This is a genomic window from Bacillus sp. CH140a_4T (assembly GCF_008923725.1).
Taxonomy (GTDB): domain Bacteria; phylum Bacillota; class Bacilli; order Bacillales; family Bacillaceae_G; genus Bacillus_A.
This window is the reverse complement of sequence record NZ_WBPF01000005.1, coordinates 390,585-406,966: the sequence shown is the minus strand read 5'-3', so window position 1 is coordinate 406,966 and position 16,382 is coordinate 390,585. Positions and strand designations below refer to the sequence as shown.

14 protein-coding genes and 1 pseudogene are annotated in these 16,382 nt (G+C 34.0%); 11 read left to right on the top strand and 4 right to left on the bottom strand.

What is annotated here, in order from left to right; all coding sequences use genetic code 11:
- The first annotated feature begins 104 nt into the window (after positions 1-104).
- Both F8162_RS03115 and F8162_RS03110 read left to right on the top strand, forming a co-directional pair.
- Complete coding sequence (locus tag F8162_RS03115) at positions 105-995, top strand: AraC family transcriptional regulator (protein ID WP_151635001.1); 891 nt, start codon at positions 105-107, stop codon at positions 993-995.
- 23 nt (positions 996-1,018) lie between these two features.
- Positions 1,019-1,960, top strand: coding sequence for a serine hydrolase domain-containing protein (locus F8162_RS03110; protein ID WP_151635003.1), 942 nt, complete (start codon positions 1,019-1,021; stop codon positions 1,958-1,960).
- A gap of 149 nt (positions 1,961-2,109) precedes the next feature.
- Here the strand turns inward: F8162_RS03110 and F8162_RS03105 are convergent, their stop codons facing one another.
- Positions 2,110-2,748 carry a CPBP family intramembrane glutamic endopeptidase gene (locus F8162_RS03105; RefSeq protein ID WP_413226542.1) on the bottom strand — a complete coding sequence of 213 codons (639 nt, stop codon included), beginning with the start codon at positions 2,746-2,748 and terminating at the stop codon, positions 2,110-2,112.
- Between the two features lie 291 nt (positions 2,749-3,039).
- Between F8162_RS03105 and F8162_RS03100 the strand changes: the two genes are divergently transcribed.
- Entirely contained in the window at positions 3,040-4,059 is a 1,020-nt protein-coding gene (locus tag F8162_RS03100) for an SDR family oxidoreductase (protein WP_151635007.1), read from the top strand.
- 142 nt (positions 4,060-4,201) lie between these two features.
- Here the strand turns inward: F8162_RS03100 and F8162_RS03095 are convergent, their stop codons facing one another.
- Positions 4,202-5,590 (bottom strand): erythromycin esterase family protein, encoded by a 1,389-nt coding sequence (locus F8162_RS03095; protein WP_151635009.1) that lies wholly within the window; start codon positions 5,588-5,590, stop codon positions 4,202-4,204.
- Positions 5,591-5,975: 385 nt separating this feature from the next.
- On the opposite strand from F8162_RS03095, the gene F8162_RS03090 reads away from it, so the two are divergent.
- Together F8162_RS03090 and F8162_RS03085 are read left to right on the top strand one after the other, a co-directional pair.
- A complete protein-coding gene (locus F8162_RS03090) occupies positions 5,976-6,443 on the top strand; it encodes an NUDIX hydrolase (protein ID WP_151635011.1) in 468 nt (155 codons plus the stop codon).
- 20 nt (positions 6,444-6,463) lie between these two features.
- A complete protein-coding gene (locus tag F8162_RS03085) occupies positions 6,464-7,108 on the top strand; it encodes an alpha/beta hydrolase (protein ID WP_151635013.1) in 645 nt (214 codons plus the stop codon).
- A 48-nt stretch (positions 7,109-7,156) separates the two neighbouring features.
- Here the strand turns inward: F8162_RS03085 and F8162_RS03080 are convergent, their stop codons facing one another.
- The gene (locus tag F8162_RS03080) at positions 7,157-9,100 is read right to left on the bottom strand and encodes an elongation factor G (protein WP_151635015.1); all 1,944 of its coding nucleotides are present in this window, start codon (positions 9,098-9,100) and stop codon (positions 7,157-7,159) included.
- A 264-nt stretch (positions 9,101-9,364) separates the two neighbouring features.
- On the opposite strand from F8162_RS03080, the gene F8162_RS03070 reads away from it, so the two are divergent.
- The 6 genes from F8162_RS03070 to F8162_RS03045 all read left to right on the top strand — a co-directional run bounded on the left by F8162_RS03070 (position 9,365) and on the right by F8162_RS03045 (position 14,835).
- The gene (locus tag F8162_RS03070; protein WP_100910167.1) at positions 9,365-9,793 is read left to right on the top strand and encodes a MarR family winged helix-turn-helix transcriptional regulator; all 429 of its coding nucleotides are present in this window, start codon (positions 9,365-9,367) and stop codon (positions 9,791-9,793) included.
- A 17-nt stretch (positions 9,794-9,810) separates the two neighbouring features.
- Positions 9,811-10,449: a nitroreductase family protein gene (locus tag F8162_RS03065; protein ID WP_087955849.1), complete on the top strand. Its 639-nt coding sequence runs from the start codon at positions 9,811-9,813 to the stop codon at positions 10,447-10,449.
- Positions 10,450-10,493: 44 nt separating this feature from the next.
- On the top strand, positions 10,494-10,787 hold the full coding sequence (locus tag F8162_RS03060; protein ID WP_151635019.1) for a putative quinol monooxygenase: 294 nt from the start codon (positions 10,494-10,496) through the stop codon (positions 10,785-10,787).
- A 195-nt stretch (positions 10,788-10,982) separates the two neighbouring features.
- Entirely contained in the window at positions 10,983-12,149 is a 1,167-nt protein-coding gene (locus F8162_RS03055; RefSeq protein ID WP_151635021.1) for a serine hydrolase domain-containing protein, read from the top strand.
- A 291-nt stretch (positions 12,150-12,440) separates the two neighbouring features.
- Positions 12,441-14,195 carry an adenine deaminase C-terminal domain-containing protein gene (locus F8162_RS03050; protein ID WP_151635023.1) on the top strand — a complete coding sequence of 585 codons (1,755 nt, stop codon included), beginning with the start codon at positions 12,441-12,443 and terminating at the stop codon, positions 14,193-14,195.
- A 112-nt stretch (positions 14,196-14,307) separates the two neighbouring features.
- On the top strand, positions 14,308-14,835 hold the full coding sequence (locus F8162_RS03045; protein WP_151635025.1) for a hypothetical protein: 528 nt from the start codon (positions 14,308-14,310) through the stop codon (positions 14,833-14,835).
- A 124-nt stretch (positions 14,836-14,959) separates the two neighbouring features.
- On the opposite strand, the pseudogene F8162_RS03040 reads toward F8162_RS03045, so the two are convergent.
- Positions 14,960-16,340, bottom strand: a pseudogene (locus F8162_RS03040) (catalase).
- Between the last annotated feature and the right edge of the window lie 42 nt (positions 16,341-16,382).

The window sequence follows — 16,382 nt, the reverse complement described above, 5'->3', positions numbered from 1 at the left end:
AAATTATATCAATTTAACAATAAAAAATGGAAGAATTTATTACTAATAGAAAGCCGTCCTACAAGTATTCTAGGATGGTTCTTTTTGTGTGAGGAGATAGAAATATGGAGAGTAAACAAAGCAGAAATGAATACTTACAACGCATCTATAAAGTGCAGGATTATATAGAATTACATATAAATAATTCACTTTCAATTGAAGAGTTAGCGAATGTAGCAGGATTTTCAAAGTTTCATTTTCATCGTATTTTTAAAGGTATAGTAGAGGAGCCATTATCACGGTATGTAAACCGATTAAAATTAGAAAGAGCAACATATCTACTTACATATCGCACAGATATGACGATTACGGATATCGCTTACCATTTTGGTTTTACAGATTCAGCAGTTTTCTCCCGAACATTTAAAAATTATTACGGTGTAAGTCCGTCTCAATATCGAAACGACAATAGCAAGAATTGCAAAGACGTAAGCGGAACTTCTCAATACAATGAGTGTAAGAAGGTTCGAGGAAATGTTGAGATTGTATCAGCAGACGATATACACGTCGCGTACATAAGGCATATCGGTACATATGAAGAGTTAACGATTGCTTTTCCAAAAATGATAGAGAAACTATTTCATTACGCATTGAAGCAAAACTACCATGTATTCGAGGATACGAAAGTATTAACCATTTACCACGATCATCATGAATTTACTGAGGACGATCATTTAAGAACGAGTCTTTGTATAACAATTCCGAATGAGTCTGCAGTAGAAACGAACGACATTGGAATAATGGTAATACCTTCTGGAAAGTATGCGGTAGGTCATTTTGAAATATTCCAAGATGAATATAAAGGAGCATGGGATTTCTTATACGGTGAGTGGCTTCCAAATAGCGGATATAAACCGAGAGATTCGTATCCTTTTGAAATGTATAAAAATGACCCAAGGAAACACCCGGAAAATAAACATATAGTTGATATATATGTACCTATCGAACCTTTTTAATCATTGATAAAGGGGGAAGAACAATGCAAACTGCTGAAAAGCTAGATTATATTATAAAAGAAGAATACAAAAATATTAATGGTATGTTAGTAGTGCAGAGAGGTAATGTTGTTTTTGAAAATTATTATAATGGTTACGGTCCAGATGATGCATTTCATATAGCGTCAGTTACAAAAACAATTATTTCTGCGTTAATTGGACTATGTGTAGATAAAGGGTATATAAAAAGTGTTGATCAAAGAGTAATAGAATTTTTCCCGGAATATAACGTTAAGTCATCTGAAATAACAGTACGACATCTTCTTACGATGACAGCTCCACATCCTTTCGTAGACTGGCAGGAACCGTTAGAAGAACTATGTACGCAACAAGATTGGGTACAGTATACGATAAATAGGATAGGAAAAGGCGGAGAAATTGGGACTTTTAAATATTCATCTGCAGGAGCTCATTTATTATCAGCAATCATAACGAGCGCAACAGGAAAAAATGCGCGTAAATTTGCGAATAAACACTTATTTCAGCCACTAGGCATGAGAGCAATTCCAAACTACAATATGAAAGCCTTTGGATTCGATGACTTATTCGGAAAAGATGTGAAAGGATGGGTTCACGATCCAAATGGTATTTCGACAGGTGGCTGGGGACTTACGTTAACAGCTAGAGATATGGCTAAGTTTGGACAGCTGTATTTGAATGAAGGTATTCATAATGGAAAACAAATACTATCAAAATCATGGATAAAAGAATCGATAACAATGAACGAAAATCAATATGGTTACTTATGGTGGTTACGAGAAGAGGATGGAATCTTTTCATACTGTGCAATGGGCGATGGTGGGAATATGATTTGCTGCGTACCAGAGAAGGAACTGGTGGTAGTGATTGCTTCTGAAGTCATACCGAATGCAGAGGATAGATGGAAGTTAATTAAAGAGTGCATACTTCCTTATTTAAAAGATTAATATAGTTATTTTTATAAAAACAAGAATGAAAGGTTTAGTTAAACTTGTTTTGTTCTTCATGATAGAAAAAAGTGTTGTATTAACTAAGATTAGAAAACTTCAACACCTATACGATTATTGAATAGGTGTTGAAGTACTTTATAATTTGTTTAGGTACTTTTAACTTTTCGATGTATTAGATACATCATGCCAAACACAATTACCAGCAAGATAAATTTAATTAATTTCATTAGGCTAATATCCCATTTTGTTTCTACTCCATCTGTTAAATAAAATACATTAAACATACCATGTAAAATTGCAGGTGTTATCACAGAATGGCTATACTCTCTCGTATACGTCAAAATTATAGATAATATAAATAATAACGAGATATAGCTTAATATACCTACAAACCATAATTCATAGTTTTTATAAAAGATTGATACTGGTAAATGCCATAAAGACCAAAGCGATGCAGTAATGATTGCTGTTTGTTTTAATGAATATTTTTTTCGTAAATGGTAATGAAAATTTCCACGCCATATGATTTCTTCTAAAAATGCAGAAAAAGCAGCAATTGTAAGACCAATGAGTAGGAGAAATCTCAATTCATTATAATGATTAAATAAGAATTTTATATTATAAATATAAAAATAGAAATGCAGACATAGACCTAGAAGTATTGGGAATAAAATGGAGAAAATCAAAGTTCTTATTTTTGGACGTGAAATTCCAAATCTATGAACTATTTTTTGTTTTTTATATAATTTCTGATATAAAATAGCAGCTAAAAGTGGAATAACCATCGTAAACCCTAAATAATTACGACCATTTTCTATGTTCAGTAAGATGATATAAATAAGTGATGTGAGAAGATAAATACATAATGTTGAATGATAAATTATGTTTCTATTCATATTGTTCACCTACCTAAGTATGTATAAGTGATTAATCAAATATCGGATATTTTAATTATATATGAAATGGAAATTACATATGTTGAACTTGTAGAAAAAGTTAGACTAACCCCGTAACTTTTCACAGCAAAAAATCGTTTAACACAAGAAAGGATTTTCAATCACGAATGGGGGAGAACTATGAAGATTCTAATTCTAGGTGGTACAAGATTTTTAGGAAGAGCTTTTGTAGAAGAAGCTATAAAAAGAGGGCATGAAGCTACATTATTTAATCGCGGAACGAATAAAGAAATTTTTCCTGAAGTAGAGCAGTTAATCGGTGACAGAAATGATGATGTTTCAAGTTTAGAAAATCGAAAATGGGACGTTGTCGTAGATACGTGTGGATTTTCTCCGCATCATATTAGAAATGTTAGAGAAGCATTACATGATAATATAAAGCATTATATATTCATCTCAAGTCTTTCTGTATACAAAGATTGGATTCCGCCTCATATAAAAGAAGATTATTTATTACAACCGGAACCAACGGGTGATCAAATAAGGGCTGTGGAGAATGGTGAAGTTTCTCCTTATGAGTATTACGGTGCGCTGAAAGTATTATGTGAAAAAGAGGCAGAGAAGTATTGGCCAGGGCGTGTTTTACACGTAAGAGCAGGACTTCTTTCAGGAATTTTTGATTATACAGATCGGCTTCCATACTGGATTGGGCGTGTAGCAAAGGGAGGAGAAGTGTTAGTTCCAGGAAGAAAAGACCGTCCAGTGCAGATAGTTGATATAAAAGACGTTGCAAACTGGGGACTAAACATGGCAGAAAACAATAAAGCAGGTACATTCAATGTTACAGGTCCGAACTATGAATTGACAATGGAAGAGCTATTAAATACGTGTAAAAAGGTTACGAATAGTGATGCTGCATTCATTTGGGTAGATGAATCGTTTATGAATGAACATAAAGTGCAGCCTTGGACCGAGATGCCACTATGGCTTCCTGAAACTTTTTCATTAGAAGGTGAAACAAAGCCGTGGAAAGGTGGTTTTTCTATTTGTATTGAGAGTGCTGTTAAAGAAGGACTTACTTTTAGAAGCTTAGAACATACAGTTACAGATGTGTATGAGTGGATGAAGAGTGTGGACGAATGGGAATTAAAAGCAGGTATTTCAGTTGAAAGAGAGAGAGTATTATTAGAGAAGTGGTAAAAAGAAGAGTAAACTAGTAGGGTACTTTTAGAATGATTTGATTTTAAGGGATGGTATCATATATTATATTAATTTCTAAATTTAGTAGTTATTATGACTAGAAAAGCGTACACTTATCCATAGTGAAAGTGTACGCTTTTCCTTATTTATATTGCGATGGTGAAATACAGTCTAGCCATAATATGCCATCGTATTGTTCAATCGGCAGCAAAATTTCTTCGAATTCTTTAAGACCCCAGTGTCTTGCGGTAGTAGGAGTAAACATCCAAGATGTTTCAGGACGATTGCTTTCCCCTTTTAAATCAACAAATACATTAGGAGTTTGAGATTTTCTTAATATATTCTCGATACTTTGTTCAGCATGGTCTGTATCTATAGGGACTATTTTATTAAGATCACTGCTATCCCAACTCTTTCCGCTATATGCATACACGCCAATTGTGTACATTTGATTTTTTATCCGTTGAGGTAAATAATCAATCATATTCGGCGCTTTAAAATTATATTGTTGGGATTTGGTCCAATCAAGTATCATTTTTGAATTTTGTTTTCGGATATGATAGTTATGTCCCCATACAATGATTTTTTTATTTTTGTATTGAATATCACTTAACCAAGCTAAAGTTTGTCCCATCTTTTGATCTCGAATATAAAATGATAGATCTGTAGGTTTAAAGTTTGTTGGATAAATAAAGTTTTTTTCTTTTACAGCAGCATCTTGGAGTGTTTTAATTGTATCAATGCGTATACTAATAGACTTTTCTAATAGATTTACATCGTATGTATTTGATGGAGCTATCCTATTTAATTCGGCTTTATGTTGTTGAACAAACGTTTTAATTTTTTCATATTTCGCTATTACTTGCTGAACTTCTGCTTTATATTGTTCGTATGGGTACTCATTATCTTTAGATTCAATTTTTTCTTCTATATTAAGTAATTCTGTATGAGCATTTTCTATATCATTAGCAATTTCAGGATTAATTTTTTCTAACCATTCTTTTGCAAACTCAGGGAAATAAGAATACCACCTGAATTGAGCATCAAACCCTGTTAATATAAGAGGTGTTCCTTTTTCTTTTTGATCTTTTAAATATTGAAATAGCTCTAAAATTTCTTCAGTATGCCAAACACCGTATAAAGATTTTTTCATGGCTTGCAAAGCAGTTAATTGATCGAGGTTTTGATTTACAGCATTTGCTTCCGCAAATCCTGTTTCAAATGCAATAACATCATATCCCATTTCTTCATGTAAATACTTAATCATACGTACCTTTGATTGATTTATTTCCTTAGCCCCATGTGTACTTTCACCAAGTAGAACAATGCGATTATCCTTTACTTTTTCTTTTAAAAAGGATAAATCTTCATTTGTCTGTGCATTTGGTTCGTTTAATTTTTTTGCATTTTCCTTTATCCACTCTTCCCATTTTGGCTGATCTTTTGGTTTCTCTTCAGCAGAAATCACAGATGTAAATGCTGTAAAAGCAAGAAAAGAAGTAATCATTCCTATTTTCCATTTAGTAAACACATATTTCCCTCCCATGAAACAATATTGTTTTTACTGCGGTAGATATATCCAAATATCTACTATTCTTCCATATATATATTAATTGATAATTATAAAAGAAACAATATGAAAAATTAAGAATATTCAACTTGTTATTGTATGATGTAGATTATTATTTTTATTTATTACAACAAGTTAGTTAACAAAAAGTAATGGGTCAATAGTTAGAATAGTGGTTTTTATCTAAAAATATTGAAAGGCATGAGTGGATTTAGTAATCTTAATTTATTAATGATAGTGTGTAATTAGGTAAAGTGCTTGTGAAAATAGTTTTTTATTGTACTTACTTGCAATTACAATTGTTTTATCTCTTAATCCAATACTATGTAAAGGTGGTAAAAAGATAGTGGATCTAACATTTAAAGTAGAGGAAACATGTTTTAATTACCGAGTCGGAGCAATTTGTAAACACGATAATAAAATACTCATTCTGCAAGGTGAAGGTGAAGATTTTTGGTATGTACCAGGCGGAAGAGTGAAAATGCTAGAAAATAGTGAAGAAGCGTTAAAACGAGAGCTTGCTGAAGAGTTAGCGGTTCCTATTGAGATAAGGAGATTAATATGGTCAGTAGAAAATTTCTTCACACTTTCTGAACGAAAGTTTCATGAAATTAGTTTTTACTATGAAGTAGAGCTGAAACAATTACCTGCAAATGGAGCAGACAAGTATATTCTTGAAGAAGAAGGTAGAACATATTTCTTTAAGTGGGTGCCTGTAGAAGAATTACATATATATAACGTACAGCCAGCGTTTATAAAAGAGAAAGTAAAGCATGTATTAGTTCATACAGAACATATCGTTTTACAAAAGTAAATGTATGCGGAGGGGATAAGGTGAAGGGAACTAAAAAAGAAATTCTTATAGAAGGAAAAGTAATTCCATATACATATATTGAAAAAGGCTCTCATACAGTTTGTTTTATGTTCTCAGGTTCAGGATACAATTATGATAAACCTTTATTTTATTATGCGACGATGCTTATGCTCGAAAATAAAATAGATGTAGTACATATTCATTATTCTTATGACGAACAAGTAATGAATAAACCGATGGAAGAAGTAACAAAAATAATGATGGATGATGTTAATCCTTTAATAAAGGAAGTATTAAAAGGTGAGCAATACAACCAAACAATGTTTTTAGGGAAGTCACTCGGAACCATTCCGATTGCAAATGATTTAATGAAGAGAGAAGAGTTTTTACAGTCAAAAATGATTCTACTTACACCTTTGCTTACTTTTGATTCGATTTTTAATTCTATCTTACAGAGTCATCACGAAGGGCTGTTAGTAATTGGAGATAAAGATCACCAATACAATTCAGGTCAAATTGATCAGTTACATAAAACGAATTTACAGATTGAAGTTGTCAAAAACGCTAACCATTCTGTAAACATTGGCGAATTTAAAACAGAGAATTCAATTGAAGCAATAGCAAATATAATGAGAAAGCTGAAAGAAGTTGTTAGGACAAACTAACCTATCAATACATGCAGAAAGAGGTGCAATTTGCACCTCTTTTTTTATTTAATAAGCCTTCAGCACATGAAGTAAATAATCTTTACGATTCAGCGGATTATAATCAACACGTTTTCGAATAGGGAAGGGAGCCTTCAGTTCTTTGTAACCAGATGGCTTCGTTGTAAATATACCTTCTCCTTCTGTAAATGAATGAAGCATTCGCTTAAAATGCTCTGTTTTCGCAACAGGTAATGACCCTGATAACTGGTAAGAAAAATTGTGTAATATAGGCTCGCTAAAAGTTGCTGGAATAGCAGCTAATTTATACATTGCGGTACTAATTGCATGTTCCGGTACAGTTAATTCAAATTCATTAATTGGTTCATATACACATGTTTCGGTTTGCTTTAAAGCATCCATTAAAACGAGTGGTGTTAAGTTTCTAAAGTCACTCGCTGTTGTAACAGGACTAGCATAACCTGTATGGGTTAACGTGACGATAATGTCCGTAACTTCCCATCCGTACAAACCTTGTTTTAACGTTTGAAATACAGTATCTTCAATTGCTTTATGAAATGCTAAAGGCAGTGATCCAAGTTCAACACCTAACTTATATGTTATGCCAGAATTAAGTTCACCACGTTCGATTTTAAAACCAATTGTTGCGTAAAATGGATTCGCTTTTTCGCCCATTACTTCAACGCTATTCCCTATGCCAATCGGTTTCTCAATACATACAACCCGCGTATTTGAGAAAGTAACTTGCAAATTATATTTCTCCAAAAGAGTTGTTTCAATTACTTCTTTTTGTACTTCACCGAAAAGGCGAATATATAGTTCATGATGAATATCATCTTTCCACACTTTTATGAGCGGATCTTCTTCACATAGCTCCATAAGTGCAGCGTATAGATCATGAATTCGTTCTTTTGGTAATGCTTCAATAGCAGCTTCCATTTGTGGTTCCGCAAAGTGAATATCTTTTATATAATGAGTTCGTTCACCGATAATATCACCAATTTTAATATCATTCAGTCCCCACACTTTGCAAAATTCTCCGCTAGGAACGGTAGAAGTTTGTAAAGTATCTCCAATATGAAACATGCACATTTTTTTTGTTTTTTCCTTATGTGGTAGAGACTCTCCACGCTGTATATCAACATATTTTCTAACTTGTAAGTTACCAGAAAAAACTCTTACATATGCAATCTTTTCCCCAGAAGATTCACGTTCAATTTTAAACACAACACCGGATAATACTTCATTTTCTGCCGACTTATTAGCGGGAATTAAGTCTGAAATATTTTCGAGCAGTTCAGTTACACCCATACCTGTCATGGCTGATCCAAAAAAGATAGGGAACACATTTGCTTGTGCTATTTGTGTAATGAGTTTTTCTCTTAATAATGTGTCCGGTACGATTTCGTCATTTACATATGACGCAAGTAATGATTCATTATATGGTGCTAACAGTTCCATACAAGCGTCATATGATTTGTATTCAATAATTCGTGCTTCCTTTGTTCCTTCGTTTTCTACAGAGTAGAAAGGGAACGCTTCATTTGAAAGAACCTCTTTTATTTGCTTCATAACCTTTTCAGTATTTGCACCGCTACGATCAATTTTATTTACGAATAATATTGTTGGTATGTTTAGTTTCTGTAATGTTCGCATTAAAATTTTTGTTTGTGCTTGCACACCTTCAACGGCAGAAATAACTAAAATTGCACCGTCTAGAACCCGGAATGATCGCTCCACTTCAGCGATAAAATCAGCGTGTCCAGGTGTATCTATAACATTTACTTTTAAGTCATTGATACAGAAAGAAACGACAGATGCTTTAATCGTAATTCCGCGCTGCCTTTCTAATTCCATTGAGTCAGTTTGCGTATTACCACTATCAACTCGGCCAATTTCTTTAATCACATTCGTTTCATAAAGAATACGCTCAGTCAAACTCGTCTTGCCAGCGTCTACGTGCGCGACAATTCCTATATTTATTGTTGTCATATGTGAATATCCTCATTTCATTTTCCATTTTTGTTTCCTCATTTCTATTTGTGTATTGCCGCATTCCAATCACTCTCCAGTCATTTAAATTAGTACTATTATAGTGCAATTAACCTTTTTTGTAACGCGACAAAGCGCCTTAATTTGGAAAAAATATAAATAAAACAAAATGCTTGCATTCTAAATCGATATAGATTATATTAATTGACATATCAACTATTGATACATCAAACGTTTTATTTTTGTATGTAAAGGAGGGATAGTTTGACAAGTTCATGCTCAAAAGAAGCGATTATTTTATATAAATTACACTTTCTAAATAAAGAAGTAAGTTCGAAGTTTGAAGGGTGTACGGGTATGAGCCAGTCTCGATTAGAGCTTATACTTCAGTTATATGAAGTAGGTGAAATTAGTCAAAAAGCACTTCAGCAAGAAGTGAATATTGATAATGCTGCGATTACAAGACATTTAAAGCAGCTTGAGGCAAATGAAATGATTGTAAGACGTAAAAATCCAGACGATAACAGAATTACGCTAGTTTCTCTTACTGAAGAGGGACGAAATAAAATTCAGGCATTTCAAGAGGAAAAGGAACGTTTTGCAGCGTCAGCGTTTAAAGGGTTAAGCGAAGAACAGCGCGATAATCTTTTAACTATGTTAAATCACATTCAAGAAAATATAAAAGAACTATAAAAAGGGAGAATACAACTATGACTAACTCAGTAAAAACAAATGATTTTAACGAAATTTTAACAGGACGTCGTTCAATCCGTAAATACGACACATCAGTGAAAATTAGCAAAGAAGAAATGACAGAAATTCTTACAGAAGCAACACTTGCCCCATCATCTGTGAACATGCAACCATGGAGATTTTTAGTAATTGAAAGTGACGAAGCGAAAGCAACACTTGCGCCACTTGCGAAATTTAATCAATCTCAAGTAGAAACATCTTCAGCGATGATTGCTGTATTTGGTGATTTGAACAACTTTGATAACGCAGAAGAAATTTACGGTACAGCAGTAGAGCGCGGTTTAATGCCAGCCGAAGTAAAAGAAGATCAAATGAAAAAACTTTCAGGTTACTTCTCAATGGTTACACCAGACGTAATGAAAGATACAGTACTAATTGACGGTGGTCTTGTAGCAATGCAATTTATGCTAGCAGCTCGTGCTCACGGTTATGACACTTGTCCAATTGGTGGTTTTGAAAAAGACCAAATCGCAGAAGCATTCGGATTAGATAAAGAACGTCACGTACCAGTAATGTTAATTTCAATCGGAAAAGCTGCTGACAGTGGATACCAATCAGTTCGTCTTCCAATTGAAAAAGTTGCTGAGTGGAAGTAATTTTATCAATACGGAAATAAGTGAGATATGAGAGGGGAAACACCATGATTATTATTCACGCAATATTTCAAGTAGATCCAGCAAAACAACAATCATTTTTAGAAGAAATTCAGCCACTACTTCATGGTTCAAGAGAAGAAAGTGGAAATGTATCTTACGACTTATATAAAGATACCGAAAAAGAAAATGTATATACGATGGTAGAAGTATGGAAAGATGAAGAGGCAGTTGCGAGTCATAATACGAGTGAACACTTCACAACTTTCGTTAGTAAAGTAAAACAGTTTTTAACTGCTCCTCTTGATATAAAAGCTTATAATGGAGAGTTAGTAAAATAATTTGGTGAAAAAGATACCCTAAGCGTTTGCTATGGGTATCTTTTTTTATTTTCATACATTACTTTTTCCCATCTGGTCGTCTAATTTTGAAAGTAAGTATTTCGTAAGGAATGGATAAGAAAAAAGAGAGTTTTATCATTTAGGATGAAAGTATAACTTGAATCAATACGATATGAATAAAGGAGAGAAAGCCTTATGAAAAAATGTTATTCCATTAAGTTAGCAAGTTTGGCAGTTTTATTAGCGGGTACTACTTTATTCACACCAGGTTTTACTGTGAAAGCAGAGTCTACTCAAAATATTTCTAGTTCGTCACAAGCACATGATCAAAAGAATCGGAATGGTTGGAAACGAGTCATGCAGGAAACAATCCAAGTTGGAGCACCAGGGGTATTAGCTAAGACGTATAATAGCGGAAAAATTAGTAGTTATACTGCTGGTGTCGCGGATTTAAATAGTAAGCAACCAATGAAATCGGATTATCGCTTTCGGATTGGTAGCGTGACAAAGACTTTTACTGCTACGACTGTTCTTCAATTAGTAGGAGAAAATCGTGTGCAGCTTGACGATTCAATTGAAAAGTGGCTGCCAGGCCTCATTCAAGGAAATGGGTATGATGGCAATCTAATTACGATACGTCAACTTTTGAATCATACGAGTGGTATAGCTGAATACTTAAAGTCAAAAGATGCTGATATTATGAATTCGAAAAAAACGTATACAGCAGAAGAAATAGTAAAGATAGGACTTGCTCTACCTCCAGATTTTTCGCCAGGTAAAGGTTGGTCGTATTCAAACACAGGATACGTAATACTAGGAATGCTTATTGAAAAAATAACGGGTAATAGTTACGCAGAAGAAATCGAAAAGCGCATTATTGAACCTTTGGATCTATCAAATACGTTTTTACCAGGGAATTCACCTGTTATTCCAGGTAAGAATCATGCTCGTGGATATATGAAAATTGATGAAAAAAGTGAATTGAAAGATATGACGTATTATAATCCGAGTTTAGCTAATGCAGCTGGAGATATGATTTCTAATGCGGACGATTTAAATAAGTTCTTTTCATCCTTACTAGGTGGTAAGTTACTGAAGGAACGTGAGCTAAAAGAAATGCTTACTACAGTTCCTGTAGAAGGAAAAGGGGTTGGTGATGGATATGGTCTTGGAATCTACGAGACTAAACTTCCAAATGGTGTCTCAGTATGGGGTCACGGAGGATCAATTCCTGGGTTTATGACTTTTGCAGGCGGAGTAATGGGAGGCAAGCATACATTTGCTGTCAATGTGAACGCTTTAGGTCCGGTTGATATTCCTACACAGTTTAATAAAATGATGCAAATTGAATTTAAGAAATAGATGAATAGAATGCGAATAGGCTCCTGCTTTTAAGGACAGTATTAGCATTCATAGTATGACATCAAGTGTAATTTAATCGTATAGTTTAGTATAAAAAGGATGTCGGTTATACGACATCCTTTTTTATTGAGAATCATTTGTTTTGAATTCTGAAAATTGTTATTTTTGTAATCGTTTCATATAATGAAGGGTATAGGGATTATACAGGGGAGTTATAGATGAAGAATACTTTAGTTTGTTAATTATTTTTATTTTAATAAAAAATAGTAACTAGATGTGGAGTGAAATTCATTGGGAGAAAATCAGTTTAGATGGAGTAACAAGCAATTAAGAGAACATGTTGAAGTAATAGACGGTACAAGAAGTCCACACATTTTATTGAAAAATGCAACTTATTTAAATTCCTATATGCGCGAGTGGATGACAGCGCACATTTGGATATATAATGATCGAATTGTATACGTAGGGGAGCAGCTGCCGGGGCAATTAACGGAGTGTGAAGTTGTTGATTGCGAAGGAAAGTATGTCGTACCCGGTTACATAGAACCGCATGCACATCCATATCAATTATATAATCCTGAAACTTTAGCGAAGTATGCGATGCAGTTTGGGACGACGACTTTTATTAATGATAATTTAACTTTATTTTTCACATTACAACGTGAAGAAGCATTTCGTTTATTAGATGAATTTGAAAAGATTCCAGCGAGTATGTATTGGTGGTGTCGTTTTGATGGACAAACTGAATTGCAAAACGGGGAATCTTTATTTAATCGTGAAGAAATAATAGAGTGGCTTAAGCATAAAGCAGTTCTTCAAGGTGGCGAGCTAACAGCGTGGCCAAAGTTATTACATGGCGATGATGAAATGTTACATTGGGTGCAGGAAACGAAACGATTACATAAAAAAGTGGAAGGACATTTTCCAGGAGCATCTGAAACGACATTGGCGAAGTTAAAACTGTTAGGTACAGATTGTGATCATGAGGCAATGACAGGGCAAGAAGCTTTCGCTCGTCTTATGCAAGGTTACACGGTTTCCTTAAGAAATTCTTCAATCCGCCCAGATTTAGAAGTGTTACTGAAAGAATTGTTGGAACTAGGAGTAAAACAGTTTGATAGATTCATTCTTACTACAGACGGCTCACATCCTTCATTCTATGAAGGTGGAATGACAAACGTAATGATATCTACCGCGATAAAACAAGGAGTGCCAATAATTGATGCTTATCATATGGCAAGCTATAATATCGCTCGTTATTACAATATGGAACATGTACATGGCTCAATTGCGACAGGTAGAATAGCTAATATTAATATTTTGGAAAGTAAAGAAAATCCGGTTCCAATAAGTGTAATTGCAAAGGGGAAATGGGTGAAGCGTGACGGAATAAATAAAAATGAATCAGTACAAATAGACTGGAGTAAATTCAAAGTAACTCCATTATTATTAGACTGGTCTATAGAAAAAGAGGATATGATTTTTACTAATAAAATGGGCATACAATTATTAAATAACGTTATAACAAAACCATACACGACTGATATTGATTTAAACAGTGATGAACTTTCACTAGATCATGATGAGTGTTTTCTTATGATGATTGCTCGTGACGGTACGTGGCGAGTGAATACAGTTGTAAAGGGGTTTGCGAAAGAACTAGGTGGTCTTGCTAGCTCATATTCTGGTACCGGCGACATCATTCTTATTGGAAAGAATAAAGAAGATATGCTTACAGCTTTTCATAGAGTAAAAGAGCTTGGCGGGGGAATGGTAATAGCTGAAAAGAATGAAGTATTACACGAAATCGCATTACCATTGCTCGGGATTATGTCTAAGTTAAAAATGACTGAATTAATACAGGAAGAGAAACAGTTGGTGAAATTATTGCAAGAGCGTGGCTACGCGTATGACGATCCGGCATTTACCATTTTGTTCTTTTCTGCAACGCACTTGCCTTTTATACGGGTAACGCCTATAGGACTATATGACGTAAAAAGTAGTAAAGTACTAGACTCACCAGTGAATTTGATAAAGCAATATTAATATGAAAGGTCCTATAAAAGTCTAATTTATAGGGCTTTTCACATTGTTAGCATAAGAATATTATAAGCCTCAAATAATATAGTATCTAAATTATTTGAGGTGAAACGTAAGTATGAAAAAAATATTATACATTTTAAGCGTATTTGTATTATGTGTATCTATTCAACAAGTTGTACATTCTCAAACGGATGCACCAGAGTTAACTTCGGATTGTCTTGAAAAAAGGAAAATTCGAGATGACAAGCATGTGAAGAATATAATAAGTGATATTAAATCCACATTTAATTTAAATATTGATGAACATAGTTTTTGGGAAGTAAGTAAAAGAGACCTGGATGCGGCCCATTTGATGTATGGTGGAAAGGAAAATGATTCTTATTATAATTCGCTAACTAAAGTTTATGATAGTGGTGGATTTAGCGAGCAGCCCAGCTTATTTGTGAGGGCTCAAGAAGCATTTTTACTTTATAAAGAAAAAGATAATATCAATGTAATGAAACGCCTAAAACTAGATGTTGAAAAAGGGGAATGGCTCGTTGTAAAGACGAAAAAGAAGAAAGGGAAAAAAGTGAAATTCAAGCCGTTGCAATGTGAAAAAGATTATATGAAAAAGAGAAATGAATATCATAATCTAAAATGAAATAAAGGAATTTTAAGTGAGGAAAAATTCGTTAATAATTGCAAATGAAGTGGTAAAAATTCCTAGTAATTTCGCCATAAAAAAACGTCATTTTTTATTTTTGAAATGACGTTTTTTTATATACTTAAAGCTTTTGCATCGCACTTTCAATCCTCTTCACCAAATCAGCAGACACTTTATGAAAATACCCTAAAACAACCTTTCTAATATCAGCAGAGATAACTTTTAAATCACTAGCTAAGTTTTCAGCAAGATGTTCTTTTTCTATCGGTTTTAACTTCGCATAAAATTCACCAGGCTGCGTAAAGTCATCCTGTTTCGTAATAGAAGTTCTTTCAAGTTTACCTTCAACGTATCTTCCATCGCCGCTCGTTATTTGATTAGCAGGTGTCCAATTTCGTTGTTGGTTAATCGCTAATTTGCGGAATTCAGGTCCAATTCTTCTTCTTTGAGAATCGCTATAAATGTTAGCGCGCCCTTGCAGCATTTTATCATCTGATAGTTCTGCACCGTCTAGCAAATTAGAGGGGGAGAAGGCGACTTTTTCTACTTCTTCCATATAATTTTCAGGATTTTCGTTTAATACCAATTTGCCTACTGGTATAAGAGGATATGTTTTTTCATCCCATAATTTTGTATCATCTAAAGGGTCATAAGGAAGATGTTCTTCATCTTTCGGATCCATGAGCTGGACATATAATCCGTATTCCACTGGTTTACCATTTGCAATTGCATCATATAAATCTTTCCCACTATAATCAGGGTTTTCGGCAGCCAATTTATTCGCTTCCTCACTAGTAATGTATTGTACACCTTCGAATGGGTACCAATGATACTTTACATATTTGCGGTTGCCTTCTGTATTTCTCCAAACATATGTATTAACACTATGTCCTGGGATGTGGCGCAGACTTTTGGCCGTACCAGCATCAGAATATAAATGGACAACGAAATGAATGGATTCAGGTGCTTTAGCGACGAAGCTCCAAAATCTATTAGGGTCAAGTAAGTTATTTTTAGGTGAAGGTAACAATGCTTGAATCGTTTCAGGAAATCGCATTGGATCACGAACGGAAAAGACAGGGATGTGATTACATAAAAGATCGAAAATGCCTTCCTTTGTATAAAACTTTGTAGAAAAACCGCGTACATTTCTAGAAGTGTCAGGAGTGCCTTTCGTACTAACAGCTAATGAAAATCGCACCATAACAGGAACTTTCTCATTAGAATGTTGTAAAAAACTTAGTTTCGTATGTTCAGACATAGGATAGATCGTTTGAAAATAACCGAACGCACCAAATCCTTTTACATGAACAGGTCTTTCTAAAATTTTTTCGTGAATAAATTCTTGTAACGTCTCGTGAAGTACACTATCTTGCTTCTAGAACAGGTCCACGTGAACCAACTGTTTGAGAGTGAAGTGTAGCTTGTTCATTACGTTCTTCATTTGCATTAAGGCCTTTCCCTTGTAAAGATTTCCTCTGTTTATCATAGTTTTCATCCATTGATATAGCCTCCAAATCTTTTTTGTCCATTGTTACTAAATA

What these genes read in the sequence shown, in the direction of transcription:
- F8162_RS03115 (WP_151635001.1), top strand. Translation starts at nt 105, where the DNA reads ATGGAGAGTAAACAAAGCAGAAATGAATACTTACAACGCATCTATAAA.
- F8162_RS03110 (WP_151635003.1), top strand. Translation starts at nt 1,019, where the DNA reads ATGCAAACTGCTGAAAAGCTAGATTATATTATAAAAGAAGAATACAAA.
- F8162_RS03105 (WP_413226542.1), bottom strand. Translation starts at nt 2,748, where the DNA reads ATGGTTATTCCACTTTTAGCTGCTATTTTATATCAGAAATTATATAAA.
- F8162_RS03100 (WP_151635007.1), top strand. Translation starts at nt 3,040, where the DNA reads ATGAAGATTCTAATTCTAGGTGGTACAAGATTTTTAGGAAGAGCTTTT.
- F8162_RS03080 (WP_151635015.1), bottom strand. Translation starts at nt 9,100, where the DNA reads ATGACAACAATAAATATAGGAATTGTCGCGCACGTAGACGCTGGCAAG.
- F8162_RS03065 (WP_087955849.1), top strand. Translation starts at nt 9,811, where the DNA reads ATGACTAACTCAGTAAAAACAAATGATTTTAACGAAATTTTAACAGGA.
- F8162_RS03060 (WP_151635019.1), top strand. Translation starts at nt 10,494, where the DNA reads ATGATTATTATTCACGCAATATTTCAAGTAGATCCAGCAAAACAACAA.
- F8162_RS03055 (WP_151635021.1), top strand. Translation starts at nt 10,983, where the DNA reads ATGAAAAAATGTTATTCCATTAAGTTAGCAAGTTTGGCAGTTTTATTA.
- F8162_RS03045 (WP_151635025.1), top strand. Translation starts at nt 14,308, where the DNA reads ATGAAAAAAATATTATACATTTTAAGCGTATTTGTATTATGTGTATCT.